This is a genomic window from Mesorhizobium sp. M1D.F.Ca.ET.043.01.1.1 (assembly GCF_003952385.1).
Taxonomy (GTDB): Bacteria; Pseudomonadota; Alphaproteobacteria; order Rhizobiales; family Rhizobiaceae; genus Mesorhizobium.
In genome coordinates this window covers 562,943-587,757 of sequence record NZ_CP034444.1, presented here as the reverse complement: position 1 = coordinate 587,757, position 24,815 = coordinate 562,943, and the positions used below count along the sequence as shown (strand labels likewise).

At 61.2% G+C, this 24,815-nt stretch carries 28 protein-coding genes; 16 read left to right on the top strand and 12 right to left on the bottom strand.

Annotated elements, in window-relative coordinates:
* The first annotated feature begins 131 nt into the window (after nt 1-131).
* Together EJ067_RS02970 and EJ067_RS02965 are read left to right on the top strand one after the other, a co-directional pair.
* Nucleotides 132-341, top strand: coding sequence for a cold-shock protein (locus EJ067_RS02970; protein ID WP_126084599.1), 210 nt, complete (start codon nt 132-134; stop codon nt 339-341).
* Nucleotides 342-448: 107 nt separating this feature from the next.
* The gene (locus EJ067_RS02965) at nt 449-673 is read left to right on the top strand and encodes a hypothetical protein (RefSeq protein ID WP_126084598.1); all 225 of its coding nucleotides are present in this window, start codon (nt 449-451) and stop codon (nt 671-673) included.
* A gap of 56 nt (nt 674-729) precedes the next feature.
* Here the strand turns inward: EJ067_RS02965 and EJ067_RS02960 are convergent, their stop codons facing one another.
* Nucleotides 730-1,008, bottom strand: coding sequence for a hypothetical protein (locus EJ067_RS02960; protein ID WP_145965169.1), 279 nt, complete (start codon nt 1,006-1,008; stop codon nt 730-732).
* Nucleotides 1,009-1,344: 336 nt separating this feature from the next.
* Between EJ067_RS02960 and EJ067_RS02955 the strand changes: the two genes are divergently transcribed.
* The 7 genes from EJ067_RS02955 to EJ067_RS02930 all read left to right on the top strand — a co-directional run bounded on the left by EJ067_RS02955 (nt 1,345) and on the right by EJ067_RS02930 (nt 6,451).
* On the top strand, nt 1,345-1,590 hold the full coding sequence (locus EJ067_RS02955) for a hypothetical protein (protein ID WP_126084596.1): 246 nt from the start codon (nt 1,345-1,347) through the stop codon (nt 1,588-1,590).
* 38 nt (nt 1,591-1,628) lie between these two features.
* Nucleotides 1,629-2,684, top strand: a complete 1,056-nt coding sequence (locus tag EJ067_RS02950; protein ID WP_126084595.1) for a PAS domain S-box protein — start codon at nt 1,629-1,631, stop codon at nt 2,682-2,684.
* A gap of 391 nt (nt 2,685-3,075) precedes the next feature.
* Nucleotides 3,076-3,435 (top strand): SPW repeat protein, encoded by a 360-nt coding sequence (locus EJ067_RS02945; protein ID WP_126084594.1) that lies wholly within the window; start codon nt 3,076-3,078, stop codon nt 3,433-3,435.
* A gap of 187 nt (nt 3,436-3,622) precedes the next feature.
* Nucleotides 3,623-3,778: a hypothetical protein gene (locus EJ067_RS34365; RefSeq protein WP_189510336.1), complete on the top strand. Its 156-nt coding sequence runs from the start codon at nt 3,623-3,625 to the stop codon at nt 3,776-3,778.
* 162 nt (nt 3,779-3,940) lie between these two features.
* Complete coding sequence (locus tag EJ067_RS02940; RefSeq protein WP_126084593.1) at nt 3,941-4,390, top strand: hypothetical protein; 450 nt, start codon at nt 3,941-3,943, stop codon at nt 4,388-4,390.
* On the top strand, nt 4,374-5,279 hold the full coding sequence (locus EJ067_RS02935; protein WP_189510334.1) for an HTTM domain-containing protein: 906 nt from the start codon (nt 4,374-4,376) through the stop codon (nt 5,277-5,279). The genes EJ067_RS02940 and EJ067_RS02935 overlap by 17 nt, the downstream gene beginning before the upstream one ends.
* Nucleotides 5,276-6,451 (top strand): SdrD B-like domain-containing protein, encoded by a 1,176-nt coding sequence (locus EJ067_RS02930; RefSeq protein ID WP_126084591.1) that lies wholly within the window; start codon nt 5,276-5,278, stop codon nt 6,449-6,451. Before EJ067_RS02935 ends, EJ067_RS02930 begins: the two co-directional genes overlap by 4 nt.
* 274 nt (nt 6,452-6,725) lie before the next feature.
* Here the strand turns inward: EJ067_RS02930 and EJ067_RS34360 are convergent, their stop codons facing one another.
* Nucleotides 6,726-7,550, bottom strand: a complete 825-nt coding sequence (locus EJ067_RS34360) for a hypothetical protein (protein WP_189510332.1) — start codon at nt 7,548-7,550, stop codon at nt 6,726-6,728.
* 125 nt (nt 7,551-7,675) lie between these two features.
* Complete coding sequence (locus EJ067_RS02920) at nt 7,676-8,146, bottom strand: Lrp/AsnC family transcriptional regulator (RefSeq protein WP_126084590.1); 471 nt, start codon at nt 8,144-8,146, stop codon at nt 7,676-7,678.
* Between the two features lie 142 nt (nt 8,147-8,288).
* Between EJ067_RS02920 and EJ067_RS02915 the strand changes: the two genes are divergently transcribed.
* Both EJ067_RS02915 and EJ067_RS02910 read left to right on the top strand, forming a co-directional pair.
* A complete protein-coding gene (locus EJ067_RS02915) occupies nt 8,289-9,044 on the top strand; it encodes a tryptophan 2,3-dioxygenase family protein (RefSeq protein ID WP_126084589.1) in 756 nt (251 codons plus the stop codon).
* A 366-nt stretch (nt 9,045-9,410) separates the two neighbouring features.
* Nucleotides 9,411-9,767 (top strand): DoxX family protein, encoded by a 357-nt coding sequence (locus EJ067_RS02910; RefSeq protein WP_245468282.1) that lies wholly within the window; start codon nt 9,411-9,413, stop codon nt 9,765-9,767.
* Nucleotides 9,768-9,854: 87 nt separating this feature from the next.
* Here EJ067_RS02910 and EJ067_RS02905 read toward each other — a convergent pair whose 3' ends face one another.
* The 4 genes from EJ067_RS02905 to EJ067_RS02890 all read right to left on the bottom strand — a co-directional run bounded on the left by EJ067_RS02905 (nt 9,855) and on the right by EJ067_RS02890 (nt 11,540).
* Entirely contained in the window at nt 9,855-10,160 is a 306-nt protein-coding gene (locus tag EJ067_RS02905; protein ID WP_126084587.1) for a hypothetical protein, read from the bottom strand.
* 66 nt (nt 10,161-10,226) lie between these two features.
* Nucleotides 10,227-10,496, bottom strand: coding sequence for a hypothetical protein (locus tag EJ067_RS02900; protein ID WP_126084586.1), 270 nt, complete (start codon nt 10,494-10,496; stop codon nt 10,227-10,229).
* 170 nt (nt 10,497-10,666) lie between these two features.
* Nucleotides 10,667-11,149, bottom strand: a complete 483-nt coding sequence (locus EJ067_RS02895; RefSeq protein ID WP_126084585.1) for a hypothetical protein — start codon at nt 11,147-11,149, stop codon at nt 10,667-10,669.
* Nucleotides 11,150-11,288: 139 nt separating this feature from the next.
* A complete protein-coding gene (locus tag EJ067_RS02890) occupies nt 11,289-11,540 on the bottom strand; it encodes a hypothetical protein (protein WP_245468147.1) in 252 nt (83 codons plus the stop codon).
* Between the two features lie 492 nt (nt 11,541-12,032).
* Here EJ067_RS02890 and EJ067_RS02885 point away from each other — a divergent pair, with 492 nt between their 5' ends.
* From EJ067_RS02885 to EJ067_RS02875, 3 genes are read left to right on the top strand one after another with little or no spacing between them, the layout of a single operon-like run.
* Nucleotides 12,033-12,533, top strand: coding sequence for a hypothetical protein (locus tag EJ067_RS02885; RefSeq protein WP_126084584.1), 501 nt, complete (start codon nt 12,033-12,035; stop codon nt 12,531-12,533).
* Complete coding sequence (locus tag EJ067_RS02880) at nt 12,526-12,945, top strand: hypothetical protein (protein WP_126084583.1); 420 nt, start codon at nt 12,526-12,528, stop codon at nt 12,943-12,945. Before EJ067_RS02885 ends, EJ067_RS02880 begins: the two co-directional genes overlap by 8 nt.
* Entirely contained in the window at nt 12,887-13,579 is a 693-nt protein-coding gene (locus EJ067_RS02875) for a terminase family protein (RefSeq protein WP_245468146.1), read from the top strand. The genes EJ067_RS02880 and EJ067_RS02875 overlap by 59 nt, the downstream gene beginning before the upstream one ends.
* A gap of 160 nt (nt 13,580-13,739) precedes the next feature.
* On the opposite strand, the gene EJ067_RS02870 is transcribed toward EJ067_RS02875, so the two are convergent.
* A complete protein-coding gene (locus tag EJ067_RS02870) occupies nt 13,740-14,573 on the bottom strand; it encodes a hypothetical protein (RefSeq protein ID WP_126084581.1) in 834 nt (277 codons plus the stop codon).
* A 590-nt stretch (nt 14,574-15,163) separates the two neighbouring features.
* Here EJ067_RS02870 and EJ067_RS02865 point away from each other — a divergent pair.
* Entirely contained in the window at nt 15,164-15,523 is a 360-nt protein-coding gene (locus tag EJ067_RS02865; RefSeq protein ID WP_348639514.1) for a terminase family protein, read from the top strand.
* Nucleotides 15,469-18,066, top strand: coding sequence for a NosD domain-containing protein (locus EJ067_RS02860; RefSeq protein WP_126084580.1), 2,598 nt, complete (start codon nt 15,469-15,471; stop codon nt 18,064-18,066). Before EJ067_RS02865 ends, EJ067_RS02860 begins: the two co-directional genes overlap by 55 nt.
* On the opposite strand, the gene EJ067_RS02855 is transcribed toward EJ067_RS02860, so the two are convergent.
* The 4 genes from EJ067_RS02855 to EJ067_RS02840 all read right to left on the bottom strand — a co-directional run bounded on the left by EJ067_RS02855 (nt 18,029) and on the right by EJ067_RS02840 (nt 24,730).
* Nucleotides 18,029-19,003 carry a class I SAM-dependent methyltransferase gene (locus EJ067_RS02855; protein ID WP_126084579.1) on the bottom strand — a complete coding sequence of 325 codons (975 nt, stop codon included), beginning with the start codon at nt 19,001-19,003 and terminating at the stop codon, nt 18,029-18,031. The two genes, EJ067_RS02860 and EJ067_RS02855, sit on opposite strands and share 38 nt — an antisense overlap.
* 200 nt (nt 19,004-19,203) lie before the next feature.
* Nucleotides 19,204-20,199 (bottom strand): hypothetical protein, encoded by a 996-nt coding sequence (locus tag EJ067_RS02850; protein WP_126084578.1) that lies wholly within the window; start codon nt 20,197-20,199, stop codon nt 19,204-19,206.
* A 71-nt stretch (nt 20,200-20,270) separates the two neighbouring features.
* A complete protein-coding gene (locus EJ067_RS02845; RefSeq protein WP_189510330.1) occupies nt 20,271-21,785 on the bottom strand; it encodes a glycosyltransferase in 1,515 nt (504 codons plus the stop codon).
* 65 nt (nt 21,786-21,850) lie between these two features.
* Entirely contained in the window at nt 21,851-24,730 is a 2,880-nt protein-coding gene (locus EJ067_RS02840; protein WP_126084576.1) for a hypothetical protein, read from the bottom strand.
* Between the last annotated feature and the right edge of the window lie 85 nt (nt 24,731-24,815).

The window sequence follows — 24,815 nt, the reverse complement described above, 5'->3', positions numbered from 1 at the left end:
TCGATCTTGTTGAACGAACGTTGTTTCCGCGCTTTGGCGCCCTGACGATATTCCATCTCAATTTCGAAAGCGCGGCGTTTGGCTAGTGGCCAAGCGGCGATAATTTGCGTCGATTTCGAAAGGAGATCGCAATGACTACTGGAACCGTGAAGTTTTTCAATGCCACCAAGGGCTTCGGTTTTATCGAACAGGGCAATGGCCAGCCGGACGTGTTCGTTCATATCTCGGCCGTGGAGCGCGCCGGCATGCGTTCCCTGGTCGAGGGCCAGAAGGTAAGCTTCGACATCGTCAAGGATAACCGCAACGGCAAGAGCTCTGCGGAAAACCTCCAGGCTGCCTGATCGGAGCGCTTCGCATCTTTGACCACGGATGTACTGGCATCGGCCATCGAGGCGTATCGGAGGAGGTCGGGCTTTGCCCGGCCTTTTCCATTCAGAAAGATGAAGCAATGAAGCACATACCCGAACCCGGGCTGTTCAAGCCGAATCCGTCGCGAACCGAAGCGAAGGGTGACATGACCAGTCGTGTCGCTCGGCAAATTGTCGATCTGGAAGCGGCGGCAAGGATTGCCAAGACGGAGCGCCTGCGCGCCGCAAGATTGGCGCAGGAAGCCGAGACGCCTGCGGCCGTGCCGAAGAAACCTGCCCAAAAACGCCAGATCAAGCGGGCCTGACCGACAAAGGTGATCTGTTTACGGTCAGGGGCCTGGCGAATGTCCGTCGCCGGTTGCTATCCGCCCCGATCAAGCTGGAGCAGCTTGGTCGGAGCGTCCGGCCGGGCCCGCTCGCTGAGCGCCTTTTCGAGGTCATTGCGGCTGTCCGCCGGACAGGCATCGGGCAGGTCGAGCGCTGTCAGGGTTTCCTCATCGAACTCGATGGCCGCGCCATAGAACTGGGCCACGTGCATCACCAGGCTCTCGATATCCTCTCGGGCGATATTCTCCGCGACGTGGATAAGCCTGATTTCCTCCGACAACTTTATGATGTTGATGATCCCGTTGTCCTGCAAGGCCCTTTGGACCTTGCAGTGGGCGTCATCGCGCAACCGGTCAGAAAATGCTCGTGACATCCGAAAACCCTCCCTTTCGCGGACGGTTTATCCCTCTATTGGCAGCATGCGCCCATACCGCGCGTCTGACAATACACAAATGTTAAAAGACATAAATAAATCAATTAGTTAGTATAGTTCATCAAATGCGGGTTCGTACTCAATTTGGTATCGTTAGCGTAAGCCTGCGTTGCCGCATACGTCTTCCTTGACGTCCATTGAGCCAAGCCCTACTTCTACTCACAGTGAGACAGATACTCATTCGTGGCGTTCCTCGGTTTTTGAGGGAGGTTGAAGATGGTTGAACTGGAGCGGCCGCAGCGGCTACAGATCATGCTGACTGAGGAAGAGCTGGCGGCGCTGGAAAACTGGCGTTTTGAAAAGCGGATGCCGAGCCGGTCGGCCGCGGTGCGTGAATTGCTGCGCCGCGGTCTTGCGTCGGACGGCTTCCTGACCGCCGAGGCTGGGGTGAAGTCACAGGATTTCGGCGTGCTGGCCCCGGATAAGGCCAGCGGCGAAAATCCCGACCGTTCCAAGGCTTAGGCGCTTGCCTTGAGCTCCGAACGCGCTAGCTAACGCCCATGGTGAAATCCGGGGGCCGCCAATCGGAAAATGCCAGCGCCAACGAGCGGTTAGCCGCCATTGTCGATTCGTCCTTCGACGCCATCATGGGCAAGGACCTGAACAGCATCATCACCGACTGGAACCGCGCGGCCGAACGCATGTTCGGCTACAGTGCGGAGGAAGCTATCGGCCGATCGATGCTGCTCCTCATCCCCGAGCATTTGCATGACGAAGAGGCCGACATCATCGGCCGCATCAGCGCAGGCGAGGGGGTGGCGAGCCTTGACACGATGCGAAAGCGCAAGGACGGCTCGCTGGTTGCAGTTTCAGTCACGGTTTCGCCAATCAGGAACCCTTCCGGCGATATCGTCGGTGCGTCCACGATCGCCCGCGACATCACCGCAGCCAAGGAAAGCGAGCGCCGCATCCGGCTCTTGATGCGCGAGGTCAACCATCGCGTGAAGAACCAGTTTGCGGTGATCCTGTCGATGGTGAGGGAAACCAACAAGCGCTCTGCCAGTCCCGACGAGTTCGAGGAGATGATCCGCGCCCGCATTATGGCGCTGTCGCGCTCGCACGACCTTCTGGTCACGTCGGAATGGGCGGGAGCGAGCCTGTTCGACCTCATCCAGGAACATCTGAAACCGTTCGGCCACGAGGAGCGCATCTCGCTCTCCGGTCCCTTGCTGACGCTGCAGTCGAACGCCGTGCAGAATCTCGGCATGGCCTTCCACGAACTCGGCACCAACTCGTCGAAATATGGCGCTCTGGCGGGTGAGGGCGGTCACGTCGGGATCACCTGGACGGTCGAGACCGGTCCCGAGGCGCAGCGCCGGTTCCACCTTGTCTGGCAGGAGACATCGAATACCGATGCCGGCGACGGCGAGCCCAATGAGGCGGCGCGCAAGGGCTTTGGCACGGTGGTGCTGCAGCGCGTGGCGCCGCAAGCGCTCGGCGGCTCCTCCGGCCTCGAACGTTCGCCTGGCCAGATGAAATGGTCGTTGACGGCGCCGCTCGAGGCCATCGTCGTGCCGCAGCTAGGCGCCGAGAACGCAAGCGATTTCAACAGCTGACGAGCCGTTCCATTTTCCGCAGAGGGATGGCTGGGCCGATCCGGCGCGGGTTTTTCGAGTGTATCCAGCCTCGTCGTGCCGCCTTCGCTCGGCGGGCACACCCTCCGGTTCGTCCAGCATCGGTACTGGCGCATAGGTGTGCCGGCTACGCGCGGACATACCCATTTTCCAAACTGCACTGACGGCCTCGACGATCGCCAGGACAACCATGCCGAGCCCGATGAGTTTTGCCATGGAGGCAGATAAGGAGACGCCGCCTCGCGCGCAACCCAAGGCTGCCGCAGGTCTCTCCCCTTGCAGGTCCGTAAAAGTGTATTACATCAATTAACAGAGCGTGCGTGTCGCACGCGAATGCAGTTGCTTTGGTCAAGCTTCATCGATGGAGGTTGTCATGGCAAGCAAACTGATGGAAGAACGGAAGAGCAAGGACTGGGTTACCCTGATCCTCGCAATCTGCCTGTTCATCTCACCTTGGGTCATCGGATTCACCGCGGCAATGATGCCCGCGTGGAACGCCTGGATTGTCGGCGTCCTGCTCGGTGCACTGGCGCTCGCGACGCTTTCGGTGTTCGCCGAATGGGAGGAATGGGTAAATCTGGTGCTCGGGCTCTGGCTGATCGCGTCGCCCTGGCTTCTGGGCTTTGCGGCCGACAGGAATGTCATGATCACGCATGTCGTCCTCGGCGTGCTCGTGGTCGCGGCGTCGGCCTGGGCCGTCTGGGACGTCCGTCATCCCCACGCCCACGCGTGAGCGATGATTGAGCGGGAGCCCGCCGCGCGAGCGGCGAGCTCCTTTTATAAGCAATTCCAGGACAGTGTGCGGCGTTCCGTGGGAATTGCGCGAACATATAGGGGCATCGGGCTGGACGGCGGTTGCAGCGGCTTCACGCAATTGCTGCAACCGGACATCTTTTCGTGCATTCTTGGGAATGGCCTCGATGCTGCACCCCGACACCCCCGCCAAATGCTGCTCCTATTGCGGCGGCCGCGACCATGATTTCGAGGAATGTCCGAAGCGCAAGGCCGACGCCGAGAGGGAAGAGCCGACGCGGGCGGCCGAGCCTGCTGATGAGGACCCGGCTCGACGGGCCTGACCCAACCTTGCGGCGCAGTTCCGCGAGGCCTCTTCTTTGATCTCGCGCATCGCCATAGAGGTCGCGGTGCGGCTGCTCGGGCGCGACGTCGAGCTCTGACTTTTTCTGGGATGGTCTGGAACGGGCATTGAACCGCTCTATAGTCGCGCCGGGGGTGCGCGGGTGGCGGAATTCGTTTCGATCAGTTCGATCAGAGTGGATGCGAGGCCTGCCGGGCGCGTTTCGGTGGGACGCTGGCGGCTGTTCGCATTCGTCGCGATCGCCGGCTTCATGATCGCCGGTCCGGTCGCCGAGCAGGTCCTCGGGGTGCAGACGGCATGGCTGCGCTCATGGACCATGTTCAGCGCGATCGGGATGGGCGTGATCGACGCCTCCTTCGAGATCCGCCAGCCGGACGGCACGCTTGTCCCGCTCGACCGATTCGAATTGCTCGGCGCTCGTCGCGACGGCGGGCTGAAGCGGATCGAAAGCCGCGACGAGCTCGCGTCCGTCATCAGGCGGCTCTGCACAGCAGCCGGGCAGGGCGCCGACATCCGTGTCCGCGCGCGCCAGGCCACGCGCAGCGGCTGGCAGATCGTCCGTACCGATGCCGAAAATGCCTGCGCCGACTGACGCCGCCGCCGACTGGTCCGGCTGGCGGCTGGGGCACGCTATTGCCGCGCGTTTCGTCGGCTGGGCGGTCGATACGGAGGGCTCGTCGCGTTCGTCGGCGTTGATCCGTGTCGGCCTGGCGATGCTGTTCTGGTCGCGCTGGGCGGGCGAGTTGCTGCTCTATAGGGACCAATCGCCGGCCGGCCTGTTCCTCGCCGCCAATTTCTTCGTCGCGACAGCGCTCCTCTTCGTCGGCTATCGCAGCCGCGTCGCAGCCATCTGGACGGGCTCGGTCGGGTTGGCGATGTATTACTATTTCGGCTTCCAGCTAGGGCGTGAGCCCTGGACCCACCACCATACCTATCTGCTTGCCGTCGCAGCACTGCTGATCGCGCTCACGCCCTGCGGCCGCTCCTATTCGCTGGACCGCTACCTGGCGGTGATGCGCGCCGAGCGCGCGGGTCTTGCGCCGCCGGCGGAGCGCGGCAATCTGTGGGGGCTGCGGCTGATCGTGGTGCAGCTCTCGGTGCTCTACTTCTTCGCCGCCTTCGACAAGACGAACCATGCCTTTCTCAGCGGCGCGCGGATCGAGGCTATACTCCTCTGGTATTATGCCGGTTCTGACTACCCGGCCGGCCTTGCCTGGCTCGCCACGATCGTGTCCCTCGCCGTGGTCGCGCTCGAATACTGCCTCGCCATCGGCCTGCCGTTTCGCGCGACGAGGCGCTATCTGGTCCTGCCGGGCCTGGCCTTTCACGCCATCATCTATGTGACGCTGCCGGTCTACACATTCAGCGCCACCATGGCGTTGCTCTATCTCGCCTATTTCGATGCCGATGCCGTCGACAAGGTCATCGCGCGGCTCCAGGGGACCGGATCGGCAGGGACAGCCAAAGAGGAAATTTCGTGAAGCGTGGTTTGTTGTTTTCGGGCGCCGTCGTCGTCGCGGCGGCCATCGGTTTGGCCATGGTCCGCGGCACGGCCCGTGCCGGCAGTGCTGACGACTATTACCCCAAGCGCGCATGGGGTTCCTTCGAAGGTGGCCAGATGAACACGTCGCTGCTTGTGTTCCGCGACCTCAACAGGAACGGCGTCTACGATCTGGGCGATCGGCCGATGTCGCGTGTCGCCGTCGAACTCGACAAGCCGAACGGCAGCACCATCATGCGATTGACCAATGTCAGCGGCTTCGCCAATTTCCGCATGTCGGCCGTCCAGCGCGATCTTGAGGTTGTCGATCCCGGACACTACGCCTTTCGCGTCGTGCCTCCGCCGGGATTTTCAGTCACCACCGGCAATGCATCGCAGGAAAGCGACTATGTCGTTTTGCCTGGATCGCCGGGCGACATGATCGCAAAGACGACGACGCATCCGGTCGGGCTTGCGGCGGATCTGACGATCAGCGGCGTGGTCGCCGCCGGATCGCGCGTTTCCCTCACCGGGCCGGACGGCGTGACCGCCGCAGCCAAGGTCGGCCCGGACGGGCGCTTCAGCCAGCCCGGGGCGCCCGGCGCGTGGCTGGTCGACGTCTCGGCCGGCGCGACGACCGAGCGGCGGCACGTGGTGGTCGCCGGCACGGCGCCCGCGGTGCTCTCCGCGTTCTCGGGCAAGGACGGACCCGCCGGGGAGCCGCTGCCCATAGAGCATGTCGTCGGCTTCGATGACCTGATGACGACACCGGGCGTGTTCGAAGTTCCGTCCGGCTATGGCGGACTCGACTGGTACAATCTCGTTGCCATGCACCAGCGCTTCACCGCCGGCCCGGGCTACATCAACACCACGATGTCGGGCGAATTCATCGCCTACAACAGCTCGGGCCATCCCGCGCAGGTGTTCAGCGACAAGCCGTTCGATTTCACGGGCGCCTATTTCGGCGCGGGCTGGGACGACGCGGAGGGCGAGACGCTTGTTCTCAAGGCCTGGCGGGGCGATGAGCCGGTCTATGAGGACCAGCTTGCGCTGTCGGCCAACGGACAGGTCTACTTCGCGGCCGACTACAGGCGCATCACGCGGCTCGAGATCCGGACGCTGCATTACTGGCAGGCCGCGATCGACGATTTCGCCTACCGCACCGGTCCATAGCGCGGTCCTCCAGCGATCCGCGGCCTGCATTCCCGCCGCCGGTGGTTCCGAGGTCGCTCGAGGTTGAAGCGTGTCTCCCGACAGCGGGAACCGCTTCGGGATAGAGACATGTGTAGGTCAGAACCTAAGCGCATGGAGCGAATCTGACAGATCGCGACGCGCCTTAGATCAGGGTGACGTTTCGTTGAATCGTCATCCTGACCCAACTCTTTGTTGGAGCATGATCTTCTCCGAAAACCGGTTCCCACTTATCGGGATCACGCTCTAAGCCGCCTCAGCAAGACGATCCCTGGGAGATTCCGCAGGAGCGCGTGCCGCCGTCCGAATGGCCGAAATTGGTGTTGTGATGGCTGGGGCCGCCGCCATTGCCGCCGGAGCCGCCGTTTCCGCCCGAGCCGCCATTGCCGCCCGAGCCACCATTGCCGCCGGAGCCACCATTGCCGCCCGAGCCACCATTGCCGCCGGAGCCACCGTTGCCGCCGGAACCGCCGTTACCGCCGGAGCCACCGTTTCCGCCCGAGCCGCCGTTACCGCCCGAGCCGCCATTGCCGCTGGAGCCGCCGTTACCGCCGGAGCCACCGTTTCCGCCCGAGCCGCCGTTACCGCCCGAGCCGCCATTGCCGCTGGAGCCGCCGTTTCCGCCTGAGCCGCCGTTGCCGGCGTCGCCGCCATTTCCACCGTTGCCGCCATTGCCGCCGTTCCCACCATTCCCGCCAGCGTCGCCGCCATTGCCGCCAGCGGAACCGCCGTTGCCACCATTCCCACCATTCCCGCCGGCCTCGCCACCATTACCGCCGTTACCGCCGTTACCACCATTCCCACCATTGCCGCCGTTGCCGCCCGAGGTTTGCGCCAGAAGAAGGCGCTTGGCCTCCTGCAACTGTGCCTTCCGATCGATCGGCTGGTGGAATCCGTCTCGCGGCTCCGGCGCGATCGGCGCCGCGCGGGCTGCCATCGGCGGCAGCATGGTCGATGCGAGCAGCACCGCCGCCAGAATGGGCAAGGACCGGCGCGCCATATCGGCATTCACCATGAAGGCGCAACTTAAGCGTCCTGCCGGCAATCGCCCGGCAGGCTCCGCGCCTGTTTTGATCGACATGATATCAGTCACCCGCGTAGCCCCGGGCGTGACTATAGACCGGTTGAACGTCGGTTCTCGACCGTCCCAGAAAAAGTCAGGGACCAGCTCTACGGCCGGTATCCGCGGCTCATTTGGCGCGCGCCTTATCCTCTCAGCGCATGCCCCGCCGCGTTGGCAAACGAGATGTCGCCCTTGATCTCGCGCATCGCCATCGAGGTCACGGTGTGGCGGACGCCGGGCAGGCGGCTGAGCTCCGCGCGCAGCATCCTGTCCAGCGCCCTCATGTCGACGGTGACGACCTGCAGGAGGTAGTCGGCCTCGCCGGTCGTGGCATAGCAGCGGCGGATCAGCGGGTGCTTCTTCACCGCCGCCTCGAAGGCGTCCGACACCTCGAAGTCGATCGACACCTGGATGAAGGCCTCGATGCCGAAGCCGATCGCGGCCGGATCGATGCGGGTGGAATAGCCGCGGATGACGCCGGCCTCTTCCAGCGCCTTGACCCGCTTCCAGCACGGCGTCTTGCTCAGGCCAACCTCTTCGGCGAGTTCGCCGAAGGAGATGCGCGCATCGCGTTCGAGCGCGGCGACGATCCTGCGGTCGACGCTATCCAGCATCGTTCGTTCTCCAAAATTCTCTGAAAGACGATAAATCGTCCTCCAATTTCGCCAGATTGGATAACAGAAAGAAACAATGTTCAAGCCGGAATCGCTATCCTTGGAGCATCTATCGAACCATGCCCGCGCGAGGAGATGAGCCATGGACAAGTCGGATTATCACAGCCGCATCGAGGCGCCCGAGATGCGCGATTACGGCGTCTATCTGAAATGCGACCAACTGCTTTCCTGCCAGAAGCCGCTGGCAGAGATGGTCAATGCCGACGAGCTGCAGTTCCAGATCGTGCACCAGGTCGAGGAGCTGTGGATGAAGCTCATCGCCTACACGCTGGTCGACGTGCTCGACTATCTGGAAAAGCAGGACACGCACCGCATCGTCACGCTGATGGGCCGCGTCCACCGGCTGATGCGGCTGATGACAGCGCAGCTCGATGTGCTGGAGACCATGTCGCCCAAGGAATACCAGCAGGTCCGCCTCGAGCTCGGCAACGGCAGCGGCCAGGAATCCCCGGGCTTCAAGTTCATCCTGCGCCTGCCGCCGGACCTCTGGCGGGCCTTCAAGCACGCCTATCTCGACGCCCGCGGGCTCTCCGTCGCGGACATCTACGATGCCCATTACGACCATGGCGACGCCTATGTCGTGGCCGAGGCGCTGATCGAGTTCGACGAGCTGTTCCAGAAATTCCGCGCCAACCACCTCTATCTCATCCATCGCTCGATCGGGCTAGGCTCGAAGTCGCTGAAGGGCCGGCCGGTGGAAATCCTGGAAGGCGGCGCCCGCCATCGCTTCTTCCCCGAGCTCTGGGACATACGCTGCGACATGACCGACCGCTGGGGCGCAGCCTACGGCACCGTGCGGGATTCGATCAGCCATCCGCCGCAGGCGAAGGCGGGCTGACGCCTCTCCTTCTCCCCTTGTGGGAGAAGGTGTCCGAGCGAAGCTCGGACGGATGAGGGGTGCTGGACGGAGTGCTGCCTTGAAGATCTAAGTGCTTAAAATTGCTATGTCTTTTTAGACCGCGTTTCTTCCGGCACCCCTCATCCGTCTCGGCGCTGCGCGCCGATCCACCTTCTCCCACAAGGGGAGAAGGAGAGGCGCCGCGCCTTCGCTCCAAACAATTTTCTCCACCCCTGTCGGAACCATCGCCCTTCGTCCGTCCTTTGAGCACATCAACCGCTTCAACAACCCGGAGGGACAGACGTGGAAACGCAATCGACCTGGCAGACCGCCGCCATTCTCATCGCTCGCCTGATCTTCGCAGCCATGTTCGCGATGGCGGTGGCGTTCAAGTTCATGGATATGGGCGCCACCGCCGGCTACATCGCCGCCGCCGGCTTCCCGTTCCCGCTGTTTTTGGCCTGGTGCGCCGCGATCCTCGAAACGCTACTGGTGATCGCCTTTCTGACCGGCGCTTATCTGACGCCGCTGGCGCTGATCGGCGCGGTCTACGTCACCTTCCTCGGCTTTGCCTTCCACGGTCCTTCGCACTGGGCCACGGAGCAGGCCGAGTTCGGCGCCTTCATGTCGCATTTCCCCTTCGCCGCCGGACTGCTCTATGCCGCCGCGCACGGGCCGGGTAGCGTGCTCGCCCTGCGTCAGGGCTGGCCGGGCCGGGCGTAGGCTTATCCTTCTCCCCGCGACTATACGGGGAGAAGGTGCCCGCAGGGCGGATGAGGGGCGGCGCCGGCATCACCGGGGAAAGCGGACTCACATCTGGTCGTTATAAGGCTCCTTCATCTGACCGACCATGCGCGCCAGCTTGGAGAAGGACGGCATGTCCGCCTCCGGCTGGCATTGATTGGCGAGCTCAAGCAGGCGGATCGGGAAGTTGACGGCGTCGCGGCTCGACGCCGACATGCCCTCGGACCGGTCTTCTCCGGTCTCCACGGCCTCGGCCTTGCGCAGCGCGATGTCGATCTCCTCGACCGTCAGCACTCCTTTGCGCACCAGCGTATGGTTGATTGCCGCGACGGCCATCAGCAGGCCCTCGAGTTGCAGATTTGCGACGTTCATGGCGCTTCCTCCCATTGACCTCGCCTCAAAAACGCGCGAGCGGCGTTTCCGATCCGGGGAAGTGCCTTACGCCTCAATCAGGCGCTGGCCATATTCGGTCCAGAGCTGCTTGACCTCGCGGCTGCCGAGCGGTGGTGTCGAGCGGTCGCCATAGGAGATGGCCACGGCGCTCAAATCGTACTGGCCGTCGGCCTCGACGATGAAGCGGATGGCTTCGCCGAGCGGCCGAGAATGGAAGATCGGATCCGCCTGGCCCCGGCCCAGGCTGCGAACACCCAAAATGCTTGCCGGCGCATGCCGCATCCGAAAGACGGATGCCATGGCAGCTTTGTCCATGCCCGCTCTCCGCGATTCCAATGCGGAATGATTCCATAAGGTCCGGCTAATGACCAGCCTGTGAGCAAACGGCCGCTTCTTGGCACGTCTACGAGTAGCGACGAGACGTCTCGCGCCTTTCCTGCCAAGGTCTGCGCGGCAGCGACGAGACGGCAAAGCCGTCTCGCGCTTTAGCTATGCCAGCGATGGAACCAGTCCGGCTCCGGCTGCGAGCTCCTGGCCAGGGCGAGGCCGACCAGCACGCCGATCACCCCGCCGAGCGCGACCGCACTCGAGAAGGTGCCGGGATTGTGCTGCACCGTTTCCGACACGCTTTGCGCATTGCTGCGCAATTGCCTGGCCGCGCGCGAGGCACGGCCGGTCGCGCCGCTGTACAAGTCGGAGGCCCGATCGGCCGCGCCGCTGTACAAGTCCGAGGCCCGGTCGGCCGCGCTTTGGTACCAGCCGTGAGCGGTCTCCTCGGCCTGGTCGGCGAGCATCCGGTTGAGCCGGCTCACCTCGCGCTTCAGCTCCGCGATCTGTTTCTTCATCGCCGCCTCGGAAGCGCCCGAAGCTCGCCCGCTGCGGCGCGAGGCGCCTCTGTTGCGTGCGGCGCTCGTCGTGCCCTTGCCGTTGCCGCTTGCCGGAGTGGTGCCGGTGTTGTTGTCTGCCATCGGGTTTCTCCTTTTTTCTTTTTCTTCTGCAACGGCCACGATGGGTCATGGTTCCCGCAAGCGCGCCGTCGCCGTAAAAGCAAGGGCCGTGGAGGAGCTCCACGGCCCTTGCGACGAAACTCTCAACGATACAGCGGCCTTACTTCCCGCAGTGATTGTCGTTGACGCTTGGCGATGCCGTGCCGGGCGACAGGTTGTTCGCATCCGGCTGCGCGCCCTGCGGGCTCGCCGGGCAGTTCCGGTCGGCGTTCGAATTCATGCCGTCATAGGTCGCGCCGCCATAGGTCGGGCCGCCATAGATGCTGCCGGTCGTGCCCATGTCGAGCGACATGTCATCGGGCAGCATCTGGTCGGGTGGGGAATTGGCCGGCGTCCTCGGTTCCACCGTCACCGACTGGCCACTGCCGGCCGCGCCACCGTTCCCGGCGCTCTCGGCCACCGCCCCGTGGCGAGGCCAAGCGTCAGGGCCGAAGCGGCGAGAATCTTGATGAGCATGATCTTCTCCTTCTTGTTGCGAGACGGTTCCTCTGTTGTGCGGTCTGTCGCATTGCGACTGAAGGTGGAACCCGTCGAACCGGAGTTGGTTCCGACAAACTTGCGCCGGAGCTGTCGCGGGAGCTCAATCTATAGGTGTGGCGGCCACCGGCCGCGCAAGGCCGCGAGGCTGCAAGAGGCCATAGGAAAATTTGCCTAGAAGGCGTTGCCCGGTGAGGGCAGCTATGCTATGATTTTATCCATGGTGCTGATTTGCGCCGATGACCCGCCGCCCCGGCGGGTTTTTTCTGTCCATGTCTTTGCGGCTAACATCTTTACAGACGCTGGCGGGCCAGAGCGGGCGCGAAGGAATGCGGCGCTTCCGATTTACCAGCAGACCCGAGGCCCCATGCCACGCTATGCCACCATCATCACCGCCGACGACGGTGCCGAGATCGTCAGTGCCATCGGCGAGTTCGAAGGCGCAAGCCTGCCGCGCCACATTGGCCGCGTCGAGCAAGTCGCGCCGGGCGTGCGCATCGGCATGGTTCGCGGCGGCGCCGTCGAGGCAGTCGCCGGCTTCGGCTTTCCGCGCCCGGACCTGGACCATTTGGCGATCGCTGTCGCTACGGCGACGCTGAAGGCAGCGGCGCCGGCGCCGAAGCTGTCGATCTCCCCCCAAGTGGGGGAGATGTCCGGTCCACCCTCCGCAGCTGCAGCGCAGTTGCTGCGGAGGACGGACAGGACAGGCGCTGTCCCGCCAGCCTTGCCAATGGCTGCACCCGATCAGGTTCACCGGGACCCGCCGCCAAAACCGGCTCGCGTAAAGCGGCGCAAGAAACCGGCGCGCAAGTCCGCCAAGGCACGTGCGGTTCGTTCCGCCAAGGCATCGGCGACCGCTGATGGTTGAGGCCCCAGGCAAGGCACGGCGCAAGGTTGTCGGCGCCCGGGCCGCAAATGCAAAGACGGCAAGGGCGAAGGCCGAGCCGGCCCCCACGCTGGCCCGCCCGAAGCGCTCGCGAAAGACGCTCGGTGACGATTTCGCCGCGGCGCTCCGCGCTGATTTCCGCGCCCACGGCGCCGGCGTCATCGCCGCGGTGCGCGCGGAAAAGCCCGACCAGTATTTGAAGGTCGTGCTGACGATGCTGCCCAAGGAATTCTCGCAAGGTCTCGATGCGCACCAAAACAATTTCGGTCAATTGAGCGATGAGGAGATCCGCAACCGCATCCGCGGCCTTGAAGCGAGCCTCAGGCCGTTCCTCGATGCCGATGAGAACCTATCTGGCGCTGCTCGAGGAGCTGGACCGAAGGTGGCGCCATAATCTTCTCGCCGCCTACCGGCCCTACGACCGCCAAGCCGAATTCCACGCCGCGGGGGCGAAAAACCGCGAGCGCCTGTTCATGGCCGGCAACCAACTCGGCAAGACCAGGGCAGGGGGCGCCGAATGGGCGATCCACCTCACCGGCCGCTATCCGGACTGGTGGGCGGGCAAGGTGTTCGATCAGCCCGTCCGGCTCTGGGCCGCCGGCGTCACCGGCGAAGGCACGCGCGACAACCCGCAGCGCGTGCTGGTCGGCCCGCCGCAGCAGCAGGGCGAATGGGGCACCGGCATGATCCCGGCCGACGCCATCGCCGACACGGTGATGGGCCGCGGCGCGCCCGGTGCGCTGGACAGCGTCATCGTGCGCTGGGGCGGTGGCGGCGACGTCCAGGCCGGCGAAAGCGTGCTCTCCTTCAAGAGCTACGAAAAAGGCCGCGAGAAATGGCAGGGCGAGACGCTGCACGGCGTCTGGTTCGACGAGGAGCCGCCGCTCGATATCTATTCCGAAGGCCTCACCCGCACCAATTCGACGGCCGGCATAACGATCGTGACCTTCACGCCGCTGCTCGGAATGAGCGATGTGGTGCTCAGGTTTTTGAGTGCGCAGGAGGTGGAGAGGATAGGGAAGGGGTGAATGGCAGCCAATCTTCCCTTTTGGGGAGATCAGATGTCACGTCGGCTTTTGCCTCTCCAACGTTGCAGGATGAGGGCCGGTGCCCCGCTGCCAATCTCCCCCCAAACAAGGGGGAGATCAGCAGCTTCGACATCCGCGCCTACCGGAATCGATGTCACCTTTACGGGCTATTTCGGGTGGTTACCGGCAATGATGAATGCCATATCGCATGCCGCGATATCAGCTTGTGCTCGATGCAATCCGTTGCCAGCTTGCTGATTTCAGGGTCGGCAGACGCCCGCGCCCATTCGACATAGGCGTCGACGACCACCAATCTCGCCCGGCCGGCCAACCCCAGACCGTAACGCCGCACGACTGGCTCCGCATGGTCCAGCATCGCCCGGATCATCCCTGATGCATCGTCCCGCCATTGCGCGGAAATATCCGCTATCGCCGAAAACGGCGTCTGCGGCCTGAGCGATGCGGCGCGCTGGCGGGCCAACTTCAGCTGCCAGTCCTTGGCAAAGCGCACGAATTCGATGGCCCCTGTGCGCACCCCCCGATTTTCATCATCAAGCGCAAACAACGCTCGCGCCAGATAGTCGCCGTGGCCCCGTGTGCTGCATCGCAGGATAGATTCTACGGCATCGAAGCGGATGCGAGGGTTGTCATCTGCCAGCAACGCCGCCAGTTCGCCCACCATCGAGCTGATGTTCTGGTTCTGAAACGTGGCAAGAAACGCGCCTGCAGCTCGCGTCCGGGCATTGGCCGACGTGAGCAGGAGACGCAGGCTTTCCAGCGGTACCGTGTTGCCAAGCTCGCCGAGAAGGTCGTTGGCAAGCGTGCCGTCGTCGTCATCGGAGGGCGACAGCAGCCGCTGCAGCATCTCCTGACCTGTCATGGCATTTGTCGATTTGCCGAGCGGCAGCAACATCTTGCCGCCTTCGCTGAAGTAAAGATGAGCGGTCTCGCTGTCCTCGGCGGACAGGCGCATAGCCTCGAATAAGTCTGTCATGGCAAAGGGTGGCTTTCCCACCCGCGTAGAGGAGAGGCCGCGCACGATGCTCCGGCCCAACACACATCGGTGTCGCCGATGCGAGGCAAGACCTACCGCATAAAGCCGGCGATGAGAAGTGGCCGCAGTTTTGCTGCTCGTTCTGGAATCGTCCACCAGGGACGGGGCGTTTGATCCGACGTGGCGCCGGCGGCCGCGCAGCGGCCGGAGAGGGCCTTCCTGAATCAGGGGTATTTGCTGCCCGCAAGCTGCCTGGCGCGAGCTTTAGGATCGGTCGCTTTCCGGGTTAGCGGTTGGCACCATATCCTTTCGTCGCCCGTAATCCGATTGAACCAGACATTGCATACTTTGTTCGGTGTGTCCGGGGCACAGACTTTGTGTTGATGCCCGTTGAGATCGTACATCTTGCAGGTTTGCTTACTCGTATCATACGGAACGTTCGATTGGCATGCTGATGCACTGGCAGCAATGGCCACGACGATTGCAATGCGGATCATGTATCTCCCCCAAACCCGCTGGCAACCTTGCACCAATAGACAGTATTATCAATGGCTTTAATTCGTCGCAGTATTTAATTATGGCAAGCTAATATGTCCCGTCACGTCACCTTCATGACCATCGACGATGCCGGGCACTACAGCCCTGAGCAGCGCGCCGAGATCATCGCCGCCTATCCGGAGCATGAGCGGGAAGCCCGCGCCAAAGGCATACCGGTGCTGGGCTCCGGCCGCATCTTCCCGGTGCCGGAGGAGATGATCGCCTGCGAGCCTTTCCGGCTGCCACGCTGGTGGCCGCGCATCGGCGCGCTCGATTTCGGCTGGGACCATCCGTCCGCGGCGATAGAGCTTGCCTGGGACACCGAGGCCGATGTCGTCTATGTCGCCAACGCGAACCCGTGCGCCTGGCGACTGTCGCCAACATCGATGTCGACACCGGCGGCCTGCTGGTGATCGACGGCGTGCAGACCGAAGTCGGCGACCGCATCCTGGTCAAAGACCAGACCGACGGCTCAGAGAACGGCATCCGCACCGTCTCGGCAGGTCAGTGGTATCGGGCGGCCGACGCCCGCACGGCTCGCACCCTGCAGAAGGGCACGACGGTTGCAGTGCAGGAAGGCGCCATCAACGCCGGCAAGACATTCCGCTTCAACACGCTGGATCCCGTGATCGGCGATGATCCGATCAGCATTGTCGAATATCCCCTTGGCGGAACGGCGCCGGCGGTCGCGCGCGACTACATCGACGCGCCGGTCTATGTTGCCGACCGCGCCGCGCTCGCGGTGCTCGACACCGGCAGGGACAAGGTTGCCCTTATCTGGAACGAGGGCGGGCGGAACGGTATCTTTGTGTTTGATGCCTCCAATCAGGCGGTGAATGTCACAAACGATCCCTGGCAGGGTGTGCTGGTCGCGCCGTCCTCCGACGCCAGCGGGGCCTCAGGTGCATGGCGCCGCATCGATCTCGTCTCCGGCTCAGGTGCGGTAAGGGCCATATCGCCGCTGTGGTTCGGCGTCACCTTGAACGGCGCCGACAGCGCCGCCGCGTTCTCGGCCTTCCTGGATTTCCTCGTCTACACCGGCATCGCCGGGGAACTCCCTGCGGGCACCATCACGCTGGGCTCCAGGATCACCAAGAACATCGGCACGGCTGGCCTGGCTCTTGGCGGGCAGGGCGAGGACATTTCGATCCTCGTTTGGACCAGCAGCGACGGCGGTCTGGACATCACCTCCACCCACTCCGCCGGAAAGGTCCAGTGGTCCCGGCAGATCGAGCTGCACCATTTCAGCATCAAGACCAGCCAGGCGAGCGGCGGCACCGCCCTCTCGCACACCATCAGCCCGGCCAGCGCTTCTTCCACCTCCATCATGTTCCACTACCATGACCTGAGCATCCAGGGGCTGGATGTGGACGCCGACTACTGGGACAACGGCATTGTCGTTACGGATGGATGGAACGGCACGATTGAGCGATGCAGCATCAAGGGCATTGCCGGGGATAACCAGTCGCCATTCGAAATGAACGACGCCATCAAGCTGTTGCGGTGCAATGACTGCCATGTCAGCAAGGTCCACGCCTATCATTGCGAGGTTGGCATTCATTCCACCTCCGATACTCCGTCTTACGGGGACGGCCTCGCGATTGAGGACTGCCGTCTGGTTGGAGTCAGCACCGGCATTATGTCAGACGGCAGCACGGCAAATGCTTGGGTGGGTGTCTGGAACAATCACATCAATGCGGGCGTGAAGGGCATAAGCCTGGTCAACGTAGTCTACACTCCGATTGCCGACAATCTGATCTACAAGACGCACATCTCGTCACAGGCTGACTGGCCAGGCATTTTCATGTCCAACGCCCACTTCAACGTTTTGAGTGGAAACACGGTCTCAACGCCGGGTGCTCCCTCGGGGATCAATAATTTCGGCATTTTCCTGACAGGTGGCGCAGACAACATCATCGCCGACAACTCATTCAACAACACGACTGGCGGGTTCTTCTGCATCTACCAGGCGTCGAGCACCACCCGAAACACCATTCATGGCAACGTTGGGGACGGCACCGTTGACGCGATCGTTGGTGGCGATGGCAGTGCTGGACAGAGCTACATCTACGATAATCAGCCAGTTGCCAACCTCACAATCGCGGTTAGCGGCGACACCACGCCATCGGTTGCTCAGGTCGTCAACAACATCCTTATAACTAACAACGCCGGGGCTACAAGTATCACTACCTTTGATGATGGCTACGACAGGCAGGAAATCGAACTTCACATCGCTGACGCCAATACTATGCTGGTACATAGCGCATCCTTGGTGCTTCGCGGGGCGCAAAACACGTCACCACCAAACGGGGCCATGATGTCCTTCCGTAAGTTGGGGGCAGCTTGGATCGAGACCGGCCGCAGCTATCCCGTGGGCCTCCTCATCATCGGCAGCTACGCGAAGGCCCCGCAGAGCAAGTTGCATGGTTATGATGCGGTCAACGCGCAGAGAATTCTTGCAAGGCTGGAGAACGACAATGGCGCGTCGGGTACGGCAGCCATCGGCTTTCAGGTAACAAGCTCCAGCTCCGAGACGCGGTCCGCCAAGGCCGGCTTTGGACTCACCCGAAGCAGCAGCAATGGGCGAGGTCAATTCGGGGTCTTTGTCAGAACGGCCAACGACGGAGCTGACTTCGATATCAACGACCTGAAGTCGGGGTGGAACGTCAGCGGCATCTTCCACAGCTTCATGGGAACTACGGTAGCCAGCGCCGCGACCATCGTGCCGACTGGCAACCTGTTCCACGTGTCGGGTACGACCAATATCGCCACGATTGACGGCACAGGTATTGTCGCCGGCGCGACAATCCGCATGATTTTCGACGGCATCCTCACAGTCACCGCCGGCAGCAATCTGAAGATGGCCGGAAACTTCACCACCTCCGCATCAGACATGCTGGTAATGACTTGGGACGGCACTAACTGGTATGAGGAAGGCCGGTCAGCGAATGCATAATTTGTGCCGGCTGAAGAATCAAAACGTCCTGGCCGTCATCGAACTTATCGTAAAGGCCTGACCACTGTCCGTTGAGAATCGGCTTGGCCAATTTCATGCCGCCGGCGATCAGCATCTTCTGCCAGAGTTCCCTTGTGAAGGCGACCGCACCAAGCGGGTACTCAAGGTTGTTGATCCGGCACCCTTCGTGCAGCTCATGCTCGAACCGGAGATTGAAAATCGTCTTGTTGGTGCTGCGCGCGCTCTCCAGAACGGCGTCGTCGTAGATGAATGTGGTCGCATAGACCAAGCCATCCGGTTTCAAGACGCGGCTGAACTCGTGCAAATAGTGCTCGATGTCCTCCTGATACATGTGCGTAAAGACGGAAAATAGAAAAATCCTATCGATGGACCGATCTTCGATTGGCAGGACAATGGCTTCTGTGCTCGTCGTTCCACCTGGATTGTGAAGTTGGTCGTCAACATCGTAGTGGACGAATTTGAAGTTGGGGTTTCTGGCGCCAATGTTCGCTGTGCACCACTCAATTGATCGTCCTATTATATCGACCCCGACGTAGCTGCCATCGCTAAGGATTGTCGATAGCGGGATCGCGTCTCGGCCGATGCCGCAGCCGATTTCCAGGACGTGGTGCTGGGGTTTGATGCCGATCCACTTCGCCAGATTGCTCTGGTGCATGGCGGAGATCTCTTCAAAAGTCTCCGGCCCGCCGCCCGTCATCTGCATCAGGTCTACTGGGATATCGTAGCCATTGAAATGAAACGTCGTCGGCGCCGCCGCCGGGGCGTGCACTGCGGTCAGCGCAGCCTCATACTTGGCCGTAATGTCTCCGAGAGCTTTCTTCAACTCCGCGATTTGATTGTCTAGCGGCGTTCTATCCAGCACCAGTTTCGGAAACATTGAGCCCTTTAGTTTTCGAAGCAAAGCCGTGGCGCTCATAAGATCCTCCCCAGATCAAGTCAATGCTCCTAGTAACTCGAACTGTCGGCGATGGCTACCTAGCCATCGCATAATCCAAGAGGTTGCGTGGATGCCTGGAGGGCGCCCGAAACCGTTTTGTGTTCGATGCCTCCAATCAGGAAGCAAATTTCACCAGCGATCCTCGGCAGGGGATGCTGTCGCACCGTCCTCAGATATGATCAAGGAAAGGTGGGGAAGCGTCGCGGGCGACCCACACCCCACGTCGTGCCCGAAACGGTTATCCGTTCGTGCTCGTCAAGCTTGTTCCAATAGTCCGTGTTGTTGTCGCCGACGAGCAGTCCGGATTGAGACCCAAGGCGGAAGGTTTGGCTCTCTGCCCATCGATCAGTTTCAAATGCTTTGCCGTCGGAGTTGATAACCATAAGACGGCCGGTCGCAGATCTGGACAGACCGCGCTCGCCGCTCTCGAACAAAAGACATGCCTCTCTGTCATTGTCGCCATCGAGAGGTGTAGCCAAAAGCGTTTGACGGTTTGTTAAAAATGCATTCGTCCTTATGTGAGGATTTGGGAAGGAAGGGAATCGATAGAGCCAGCTTGTTTTCGGCACGGCTTCTTCCCAATACGGCTCGAAATCTTCCGCGACGGATTGGAGGCGCGGGCGGCGCTGGTAACAATCTGCGATGAAGCGGTACGCTCTGTTCATCCGAGAATCGCTTGCTGTAAGCCAACCCGCGCTCTGGCCGACTGCGATGAACCGATATTCACGCGCGATACGGGCATTGAAACGAGGTCTTTTAGCCAGCACCCAAGCAACCTTCACTGAAAGCTTGTAGCTATCGCGAAAGCTCTCGTGAGATCCCATAGCCCCGACCACCGCGACGCCAGGCCTGATAATGTGGCTGACCATCTTCGCCAGCCAGTCGGCAGCTTTGATCTCGGCATAGGTATTCAAACAAAGGATCAGGTCAGCATCGATCCTCTGCGCTGCGTATTTGTAGGCATGAATATCTTGGCCGATGCTCTCAGGAACAACGATGGGCCTGTGCCGGAAGTGGGACAGTGGCTGGCCTCCAGCAAACCATGAAGCGCCTTCGCCTTTATGGAGGATGATCAACTCATGGTCGGTGCCAGCCGGAAAATGCTGATAGGATGCGGCAAACCGCGCGATGTGCTCGCCGCTCTTGCGGGCCAAGTACAAGACGGCAATTTTCATAATTCTACCTATGCGCCCAGGCGTTGTGGCCAACTGCGCGGTGCTCCAGCATAGCTGTAGCCCACTCTTTGCTAACGCATGTGACGTCCAGACATGCCTGCAATCCTGGAAAGCCCTCGCGGCTGGCTGCCATGGAAGTCGGATGGGCCGAAAGCCGCTTCGGCTCTTAGTAGCGACGCAGGCGGATCACCCGTGAGCTTCGTCTCGTCCGTCACAAATCCCATGAAAAGCGGCTCAAAAGCTACGCGCTGCTTTGTCAGACGGGCTGTCCTGCCCAACCACCAGGACAGCGAGCGCAGGGCGAGATTCGCCGGCGCCGCAGCAAGGGCATCGAGCAGAAAGTCGCGTCCGGCGATCATCAGATCGAGACAGGGAAGATCGACACAATGCGGCTTCCAGATGTTGAACATATGGGCATTGTTGCCGGTAGCCGGTCGGCCTGCGCTCAGGTCGCTGAACTTACCGTCAAATCTGACCACCGGGCCGTGAAGAACCATTCCCAATTTGCTGGAGAGCATACCGCTCACGACCTGGACCGACGGCACCAGCTCTAGATGCTTGAAGGCCTGAAGGATCCCGAGCTCCTCGAAATCGGTCACGGTGTCGTTGCGAAGGCAGACAAAGGTTTCGCCGCTGTCCTCGATTGCCCCCTTGAGCGCATGCAGGCCATTGATTCCCCGATCGACCCGCACATGCGCTGATCGGCAGAAAACATCCCCCTCGATGTCGGCGCTGGGCACACCGTCGGAGTCCGACATAGTGAGCAACAGGCACGACGGCACATTCGAGGCGCTGCGTCGCAAATAGAAATCCGACGCCGGTGGGCCGATCGGATACTCCTCGATCGAAAGCAAATCCGCAAAGTCACCAAGCCTGATCGCGTCGAGGCAACCTTTGATCGAGCTAACGGAACCCTCGAAAAGACTGCCGCTGTTCGACAGCGAAGAACGGTGGTGACGCCAATGGTACAAGATTTCGGGGATATGCCCCGGTTCATGTCCGGCTCGAACAAATCGAATCAGCAGGTCCCAATCCTGAGCATACTCGGTCCGTGCGTTTGTGTAGGCGTTCAGTTCGAGGCCCGTCGCGCGGTGGAAGAGGATACAGTGCCAAATGTAGGAATGTGAGAACAAATGGACCGGGTCAAAGGCCGGCCGATAGAAGGGATGGACTGGCACATCGTCGACGAGGATATCTTCGTCGCTATAGAAAACGAGAGTTTCCGGCGACTCCGCTGCCGCGTCGGAAAGAAGTGCAATAGCATCTGGCGTCAGGAGGTCGTCGGCGTCCAAGCTCAGGATGAATTTACCGGTTGCCTGCTCCAGGCAATACCTTAGGCCGCCCTGGATGCCGAGATTCTTGTCCAACGTAAGCCATCTAAGAGCGCCTTCATCCCTCAATCGCTCCAATGCGGTCGAAAGGTCATCAGAAATCGGGCCGTGGGATAGGACAAGCCATTCATGCGGCGTAACGGTCTGCGCCTTAATCGACTTCGCGGTCTCCAAGAACAGAGCCACGTTCGTTTTAATATAGACGGTCGTGACCACCGAAATCGATACCTTGGGGTCAGTCGGTGCGCTCGCCAATCGACTTTCCAGATGCTGCTCAAAGTAGGACGCGTATGGAATCGCGCTCTGAGGGGAGTTCACCATTATTTTTGTTCGCTTCTGAAAAGCACCAGATGTTCATCCAACCGAGGCGCCTTGGCAGGATCGCCGAGGATGAGCTTCACGGCTAGTTTTGGATCAAATGATTCCAGATCGACGCCCGAAGAAAGAAGAGCGCGTCGGTCAATAACAACGATGGGGTCCGATAGTGCATGCCGACTGCCTCTGCCGTCATAAGGCTCGCCGGTCACGATGAGCACCTCCGGAAGCCCCGATTGTTCCAGTGCTGCCTCGATGATCCTTGTAGCATCGGGAAGAAGTTCGCAGGCGCTTTGGAGCCAGACGACATAGCGCTTTCGGCTTCTCTCCAGGGTGTCTCGAAGAGCGGTGTCGATAAGCTGCACATGGACTGTGTCGGGTGGAATGTCGCCGAGCGCACGACTGCCGGCGGCCTTCACCATCCATTCCGGCGCATGCTTGGAATCTTGCGCCAGAAGAGGGCCTTTAAAAGCTTCCAGTTCGACACGGTTCCTGCCAATGCCAAGATAAGCAATGAGATCGCCATCGGCGGCGTCTCGATAAAAAGCTTTGCGCCGCTCGATAGCCAACTCGACTTCTCCGGGGAGTGTTCGGCGATAAACCTGTTTCACAAACCGGGGCAGGGGTGGCGAGGTCCGCGGCGTGATCCCATCCTTTTTCAATTCAACCAGCAACTGAGGCAATATGAGCGACAGGCTCGATTTCCAACTTGTTGGGAAAGCCTGGAGATGATCGATCATCCCCGATATCGGGCGGTCCCGCGTGAGAAGCGCTCGCGAGATGCCGTATGCGATCTCGTCGATGGTCGGCTCGACACCAAAGATGTACGGCGAAACCTGCGCCAGACGCTCGCGCGTTTTAACACCATAGCAAGTTGTAACCACCGGCTTCGCGCAGGCTGCCATCTCGAGCGGCGGATAGCTGGGATGGGGAGAGAACATCAGAGACAGAAGCATATCCGACGTTCGCATCAGCTCCGCATATTTCGGGAAATCAAGCCACGGAGCAGGTTTGAGCATATGTTTGCCGCCCAAGGATACTGGCTGGATATCCTCGCCCATCGCGATGAATTCCCAGGCGCCTTCGTCGAACATGCCATTGGATGCGGCTGCTCTCAGGGCCGCCAGACCCAGGCCGAAGAGGTTTCGTTCAGCCATGGTGGGACGAGCATAAAACAGCAGGCGATGTGGAGCGTCCGCGGGGCGCTGCTGCGGATAGAAATAACTCCTATCGACAGCAGGCTCGAACACTATCGCTGAGTCGACGAAGTCCTGATTTGCATATCGACCGATCTTTTCGGCAGCCAATTGGTCGCGGAGAAATGTGGTGTTGATGACCGGAAGATGGTCAAAGCTATAAGTCTCTTGCGCGACGGAATGGGTATCGTTGCCGCCATAGAATTTGGACTCAAAATCCTGGATCAAATAGTAGATGCGGCGATTCCTGAGCATTGCTGCGGCTGCTTTGGCCGGTTGAGCCGTCCACCACGCCGTTGCGAACAGAATGTCGTTGTACCCGAGTTTGAATGGCCGCTGCCGATTGCTGGCGTCGAGAAACTGGACACCGTATTTGTCGCAATCGACGCCGGTCAGCTGGCGGATATGGTTCTTCAGCGGGCCGATGTCCGTATCTGGAGGAGCATCGACAGAGACGAAGCTGATCGGAACTTCGGCCTCCGCGAGCAGCGCGCCGAGGATATAGGCAGTGTTCGGACCGCCGGTGGCGTATCGCCGATTGAGTCCTGGCAGCAGGATCAGTACGCGTGGATCGGCGGAAAGCGCGGGGTCCACTTCGACGTTCAGGGGCCGAAACAGGAAGTTTTGCCGGACGGAAAGCAACTCCGGTTCTTGAAGGCCGGAAACGGCGCCAGCCGAGAGCTCGCCAGATGAAAAGTAGCGACGGGGTACTGTGAGGCCGCGATCGCTCGGAAATGGCTGCAGGCCCTTCGCACGGCCCTGCGTCAGAAAATGGACAAGCGCGTTCGTCTTTTCGGTGCGCAGGGCTGGATATTGGTCCAGATATTTTCGGGTCGAGAACTTCGGCCCTGGATCACGTTCCTCCGCCGCGCCAAATTCGATGAAGTGGGAAAGCGGGTTCTGCGCGAAATCCTCGGCATCAGGATAGGTGTCCAGATACCATCCGGCATCGAAATATGCATTCGGATTTCGGAGTTCGGATCCGCCGTTCCGGAAGAAGTGGTCACCCGGGTTAACACCGGCCGCGGCTACATCGGGGTACAGCCTTAGATACCAGACAGCGTCGATTGCCGGAGATGGCATTCGGCCCTCGCGGATGCCAAAAAGAATCCAGTGAAGAAGCGGGTTGACCCCCGCTATTTTAACATCGGGATTTTCGCCGAGATACCATTTGGTATCGAAGAGAGGATGGGGATTCAAACCCATGCGCCAGCCTTTTTTAAGATAATGCTGGACGGCGCCTCCGGGTGAGACCCCGCTGACTTGGCGAACATAGTAGCGGGTCGAAAAATAAGGGCTTGGGTCTCTGCCCTCCGCGGCTCCAAAGCGGACGTAGTGCGCGAAAGCGCCGCCTCTGAAGCCGATCACATCCGGGTAGCGGGAAGCGTACCAATGGCGATCGAAGAGTGTGAGCAGTGGAAAGTATTGTGTCTGCCTGAGCCGCCTTATGATCGGTGTTGCCAGGTTTCGATAGTTGGATCGTGAACTGGCGTGGAAAAATACGGTCATAACGCTCATGTAGTTAGCAGGTGGTGCTCGACAGGCATCAAGACGGGCCTTCAGGTCGGGCCATTGCTGGAGGCAACCAGCGTCCCTTCCTATCTCAACTCCCACCGGAAAGAAAACCCCGATCAACCGCGGCATCGACTCGGTTCTGCCTATAAAACGGTCATACTGCTCGGATTCCATGAAAGCGGCGCAGATATGTCGCCCTCAGGCGGCTGCATAAAGGCCGATGCACCAGGCCGATCCGGGGAAGATCACGGGGTGCGCA

Excerpts from the sequence above, each read along its gene's own strand:
- EJ067_RS34365 (WP_189510336.1), top strand. The coding sequence starts at position 3,623 with ATGCTGCACCCCGACACCCCCGCCAAATGCTGCTCCTATTGCGGCGGC.
- EJ067_RS02840 (WP_126084576.1), bottom strand. The coding sequence starts at position 24,730 with ATGGAATCCGAGCAGTATGACCGTTTTATAGGCAGAACCGAGTCGATG.
- EJ067_RS02965 (WP_126084598.1), top strand. The coding sequence starts at position 449 with ATGAAGCACATACCCGAACCCGGGCTGTTCAAGCCGAATCCGTCGCGA.
- EJ067_RS02970 (WP_126084599.1), top strand. The coding sequence starts at position 132 with ATGACTACTGGAACCGTGAAGTTTTTCAATGCCACCAAGGGCTTCGGT.
- EJ067_RS02915 (WP_126084589.1), top strand. The coding sequence starts at position 8,289 with ATGGACAAGTCGGATTATCACAGCCGCATCGAGGCGCCCGAGATGCGC.
- EJ067_RS02910 (WP_245468282.1), top strand. The coding sequence starts at position 9,411 with ATGTTCGCGATGGCGGTGGCGTTCAAGTTCATGGATATGGGCGCCACC.
- EJ067_RS02905 (WP_126084587.1), bottom strand. The coding sequence starts at position 10,160 with ATGAACGTCGCAAATCTGCAACTCGAGGGCCTGCTGATGGCCGTCGCG.
- EJ067_RS02865 (WP_348639514.1), top strand. The coding sequence starts at position 15,164 with ATGTCCCGTCACGTCACCTTCATGACCATCGACGATGCCGGGCACTAC.
- EJ067_RS02875 (WP_245468146.1), top strand. The coding sequence starts at position 12,887 with ATGCCGATGAGAACCTATCTGGCGCTGCTCGAGGAGCTGGACCGAAGG.
- EJ067_RS02935 (WP_189510334.1), top strand. The coding sequence starts at position 4,374 with ATGCCTGCGCCGACTGACGCCGCCGCCGACTGGTCCGGCTGGCGGCTG.
- EJ067_RS02945 (WP_126084594.1), top strand. The coding sequence starts at position 3,076 with ATGGCAAGCAAACTGATGGAAGAACGGAAGAGCAAGGACTGGGTTACC.
- EJ067_RS02855 (WP_126084579.1), bottom strand. The coding sequence starts at position 19,003 with ATGAGCGCCACGGCTTTGCTTCGAAAACTAAAGGGCTCAATGTTTCCG.
- EJ067_RS02955 (WP_126084596.1), top strand. The coding sequence starts at position 1,345 with ATGGTTGAACTGGAGCGGCCGCAGCGGCTACAGATCATGCTGACTGAG.
- EJ067_RS02885 (WP_126084584.1), top strand. The coding sequence starts at position 12,033 with ATGCCACGCTATGCCACCATCATCACCGCCGACGACGGTGCCGAGATC.
- EJ067_RS02895 (WP_126084585.1), bottom strand. The coding sequence starts at position 11,149 with ATGGCAGACAACAACACCGGCACCACTCCGGCAAGCGGCAACGGCAAG.
- EJ067_RS02920 (WP_126084590.1), bottom strand. The coding sequence starts at position 8,146 with ATGCTGGATAGCGTCGACCGCAGGATCGTCGCCGCGCTCGAACGCGAT.
- EJ067_RS02870 (WP_126084581.1), bottom strand. The coding sequence starts at position 14,573 with ATGACAGACTTATTCGAGGCTATGCGCCTGTCCGCCGAGGACAGCGAG.
- EJ067_RS02900 (WP_126084586.1), bottom strand. The coding sequence starts at position 10,496 with ATGGACAAAGCTGCCATGGCATCCGTCTTTCGGATGCGGCATGCGCCG.
- EJ067_RS34360 (WP_189510332.1), bottom strand. The coding sequence starts at position 7,550 with ATGTCGATCAAAACAGGCGCGGAGCCTGCCGGGCGATTGCCGGCAGGA.
- EJ067_RS02850 (WP_126084578.1), bottom strand. The coding sequence starts at position 20,199 with ATGAAAATTGCCGTCTTGTACTTGGCCCGCAAGAGCGGCGAGCACATC.
- EJ067_RS02950 (WP_126084595.1), top strand. The coding sequence starts at position 1,629 with ATGGTGAAATCCGGGGGCCGCCAATCGGAAAATGCCAGCGCCAACGAG.
- EJ067_RS02880 (WP_126084583.1), top strand. The coding sequence starts at position 12,526 with ATGGTTGAGGCCCCAGGCAAGGCACGGCGCAAGGTTGTCGGCGCCCGG.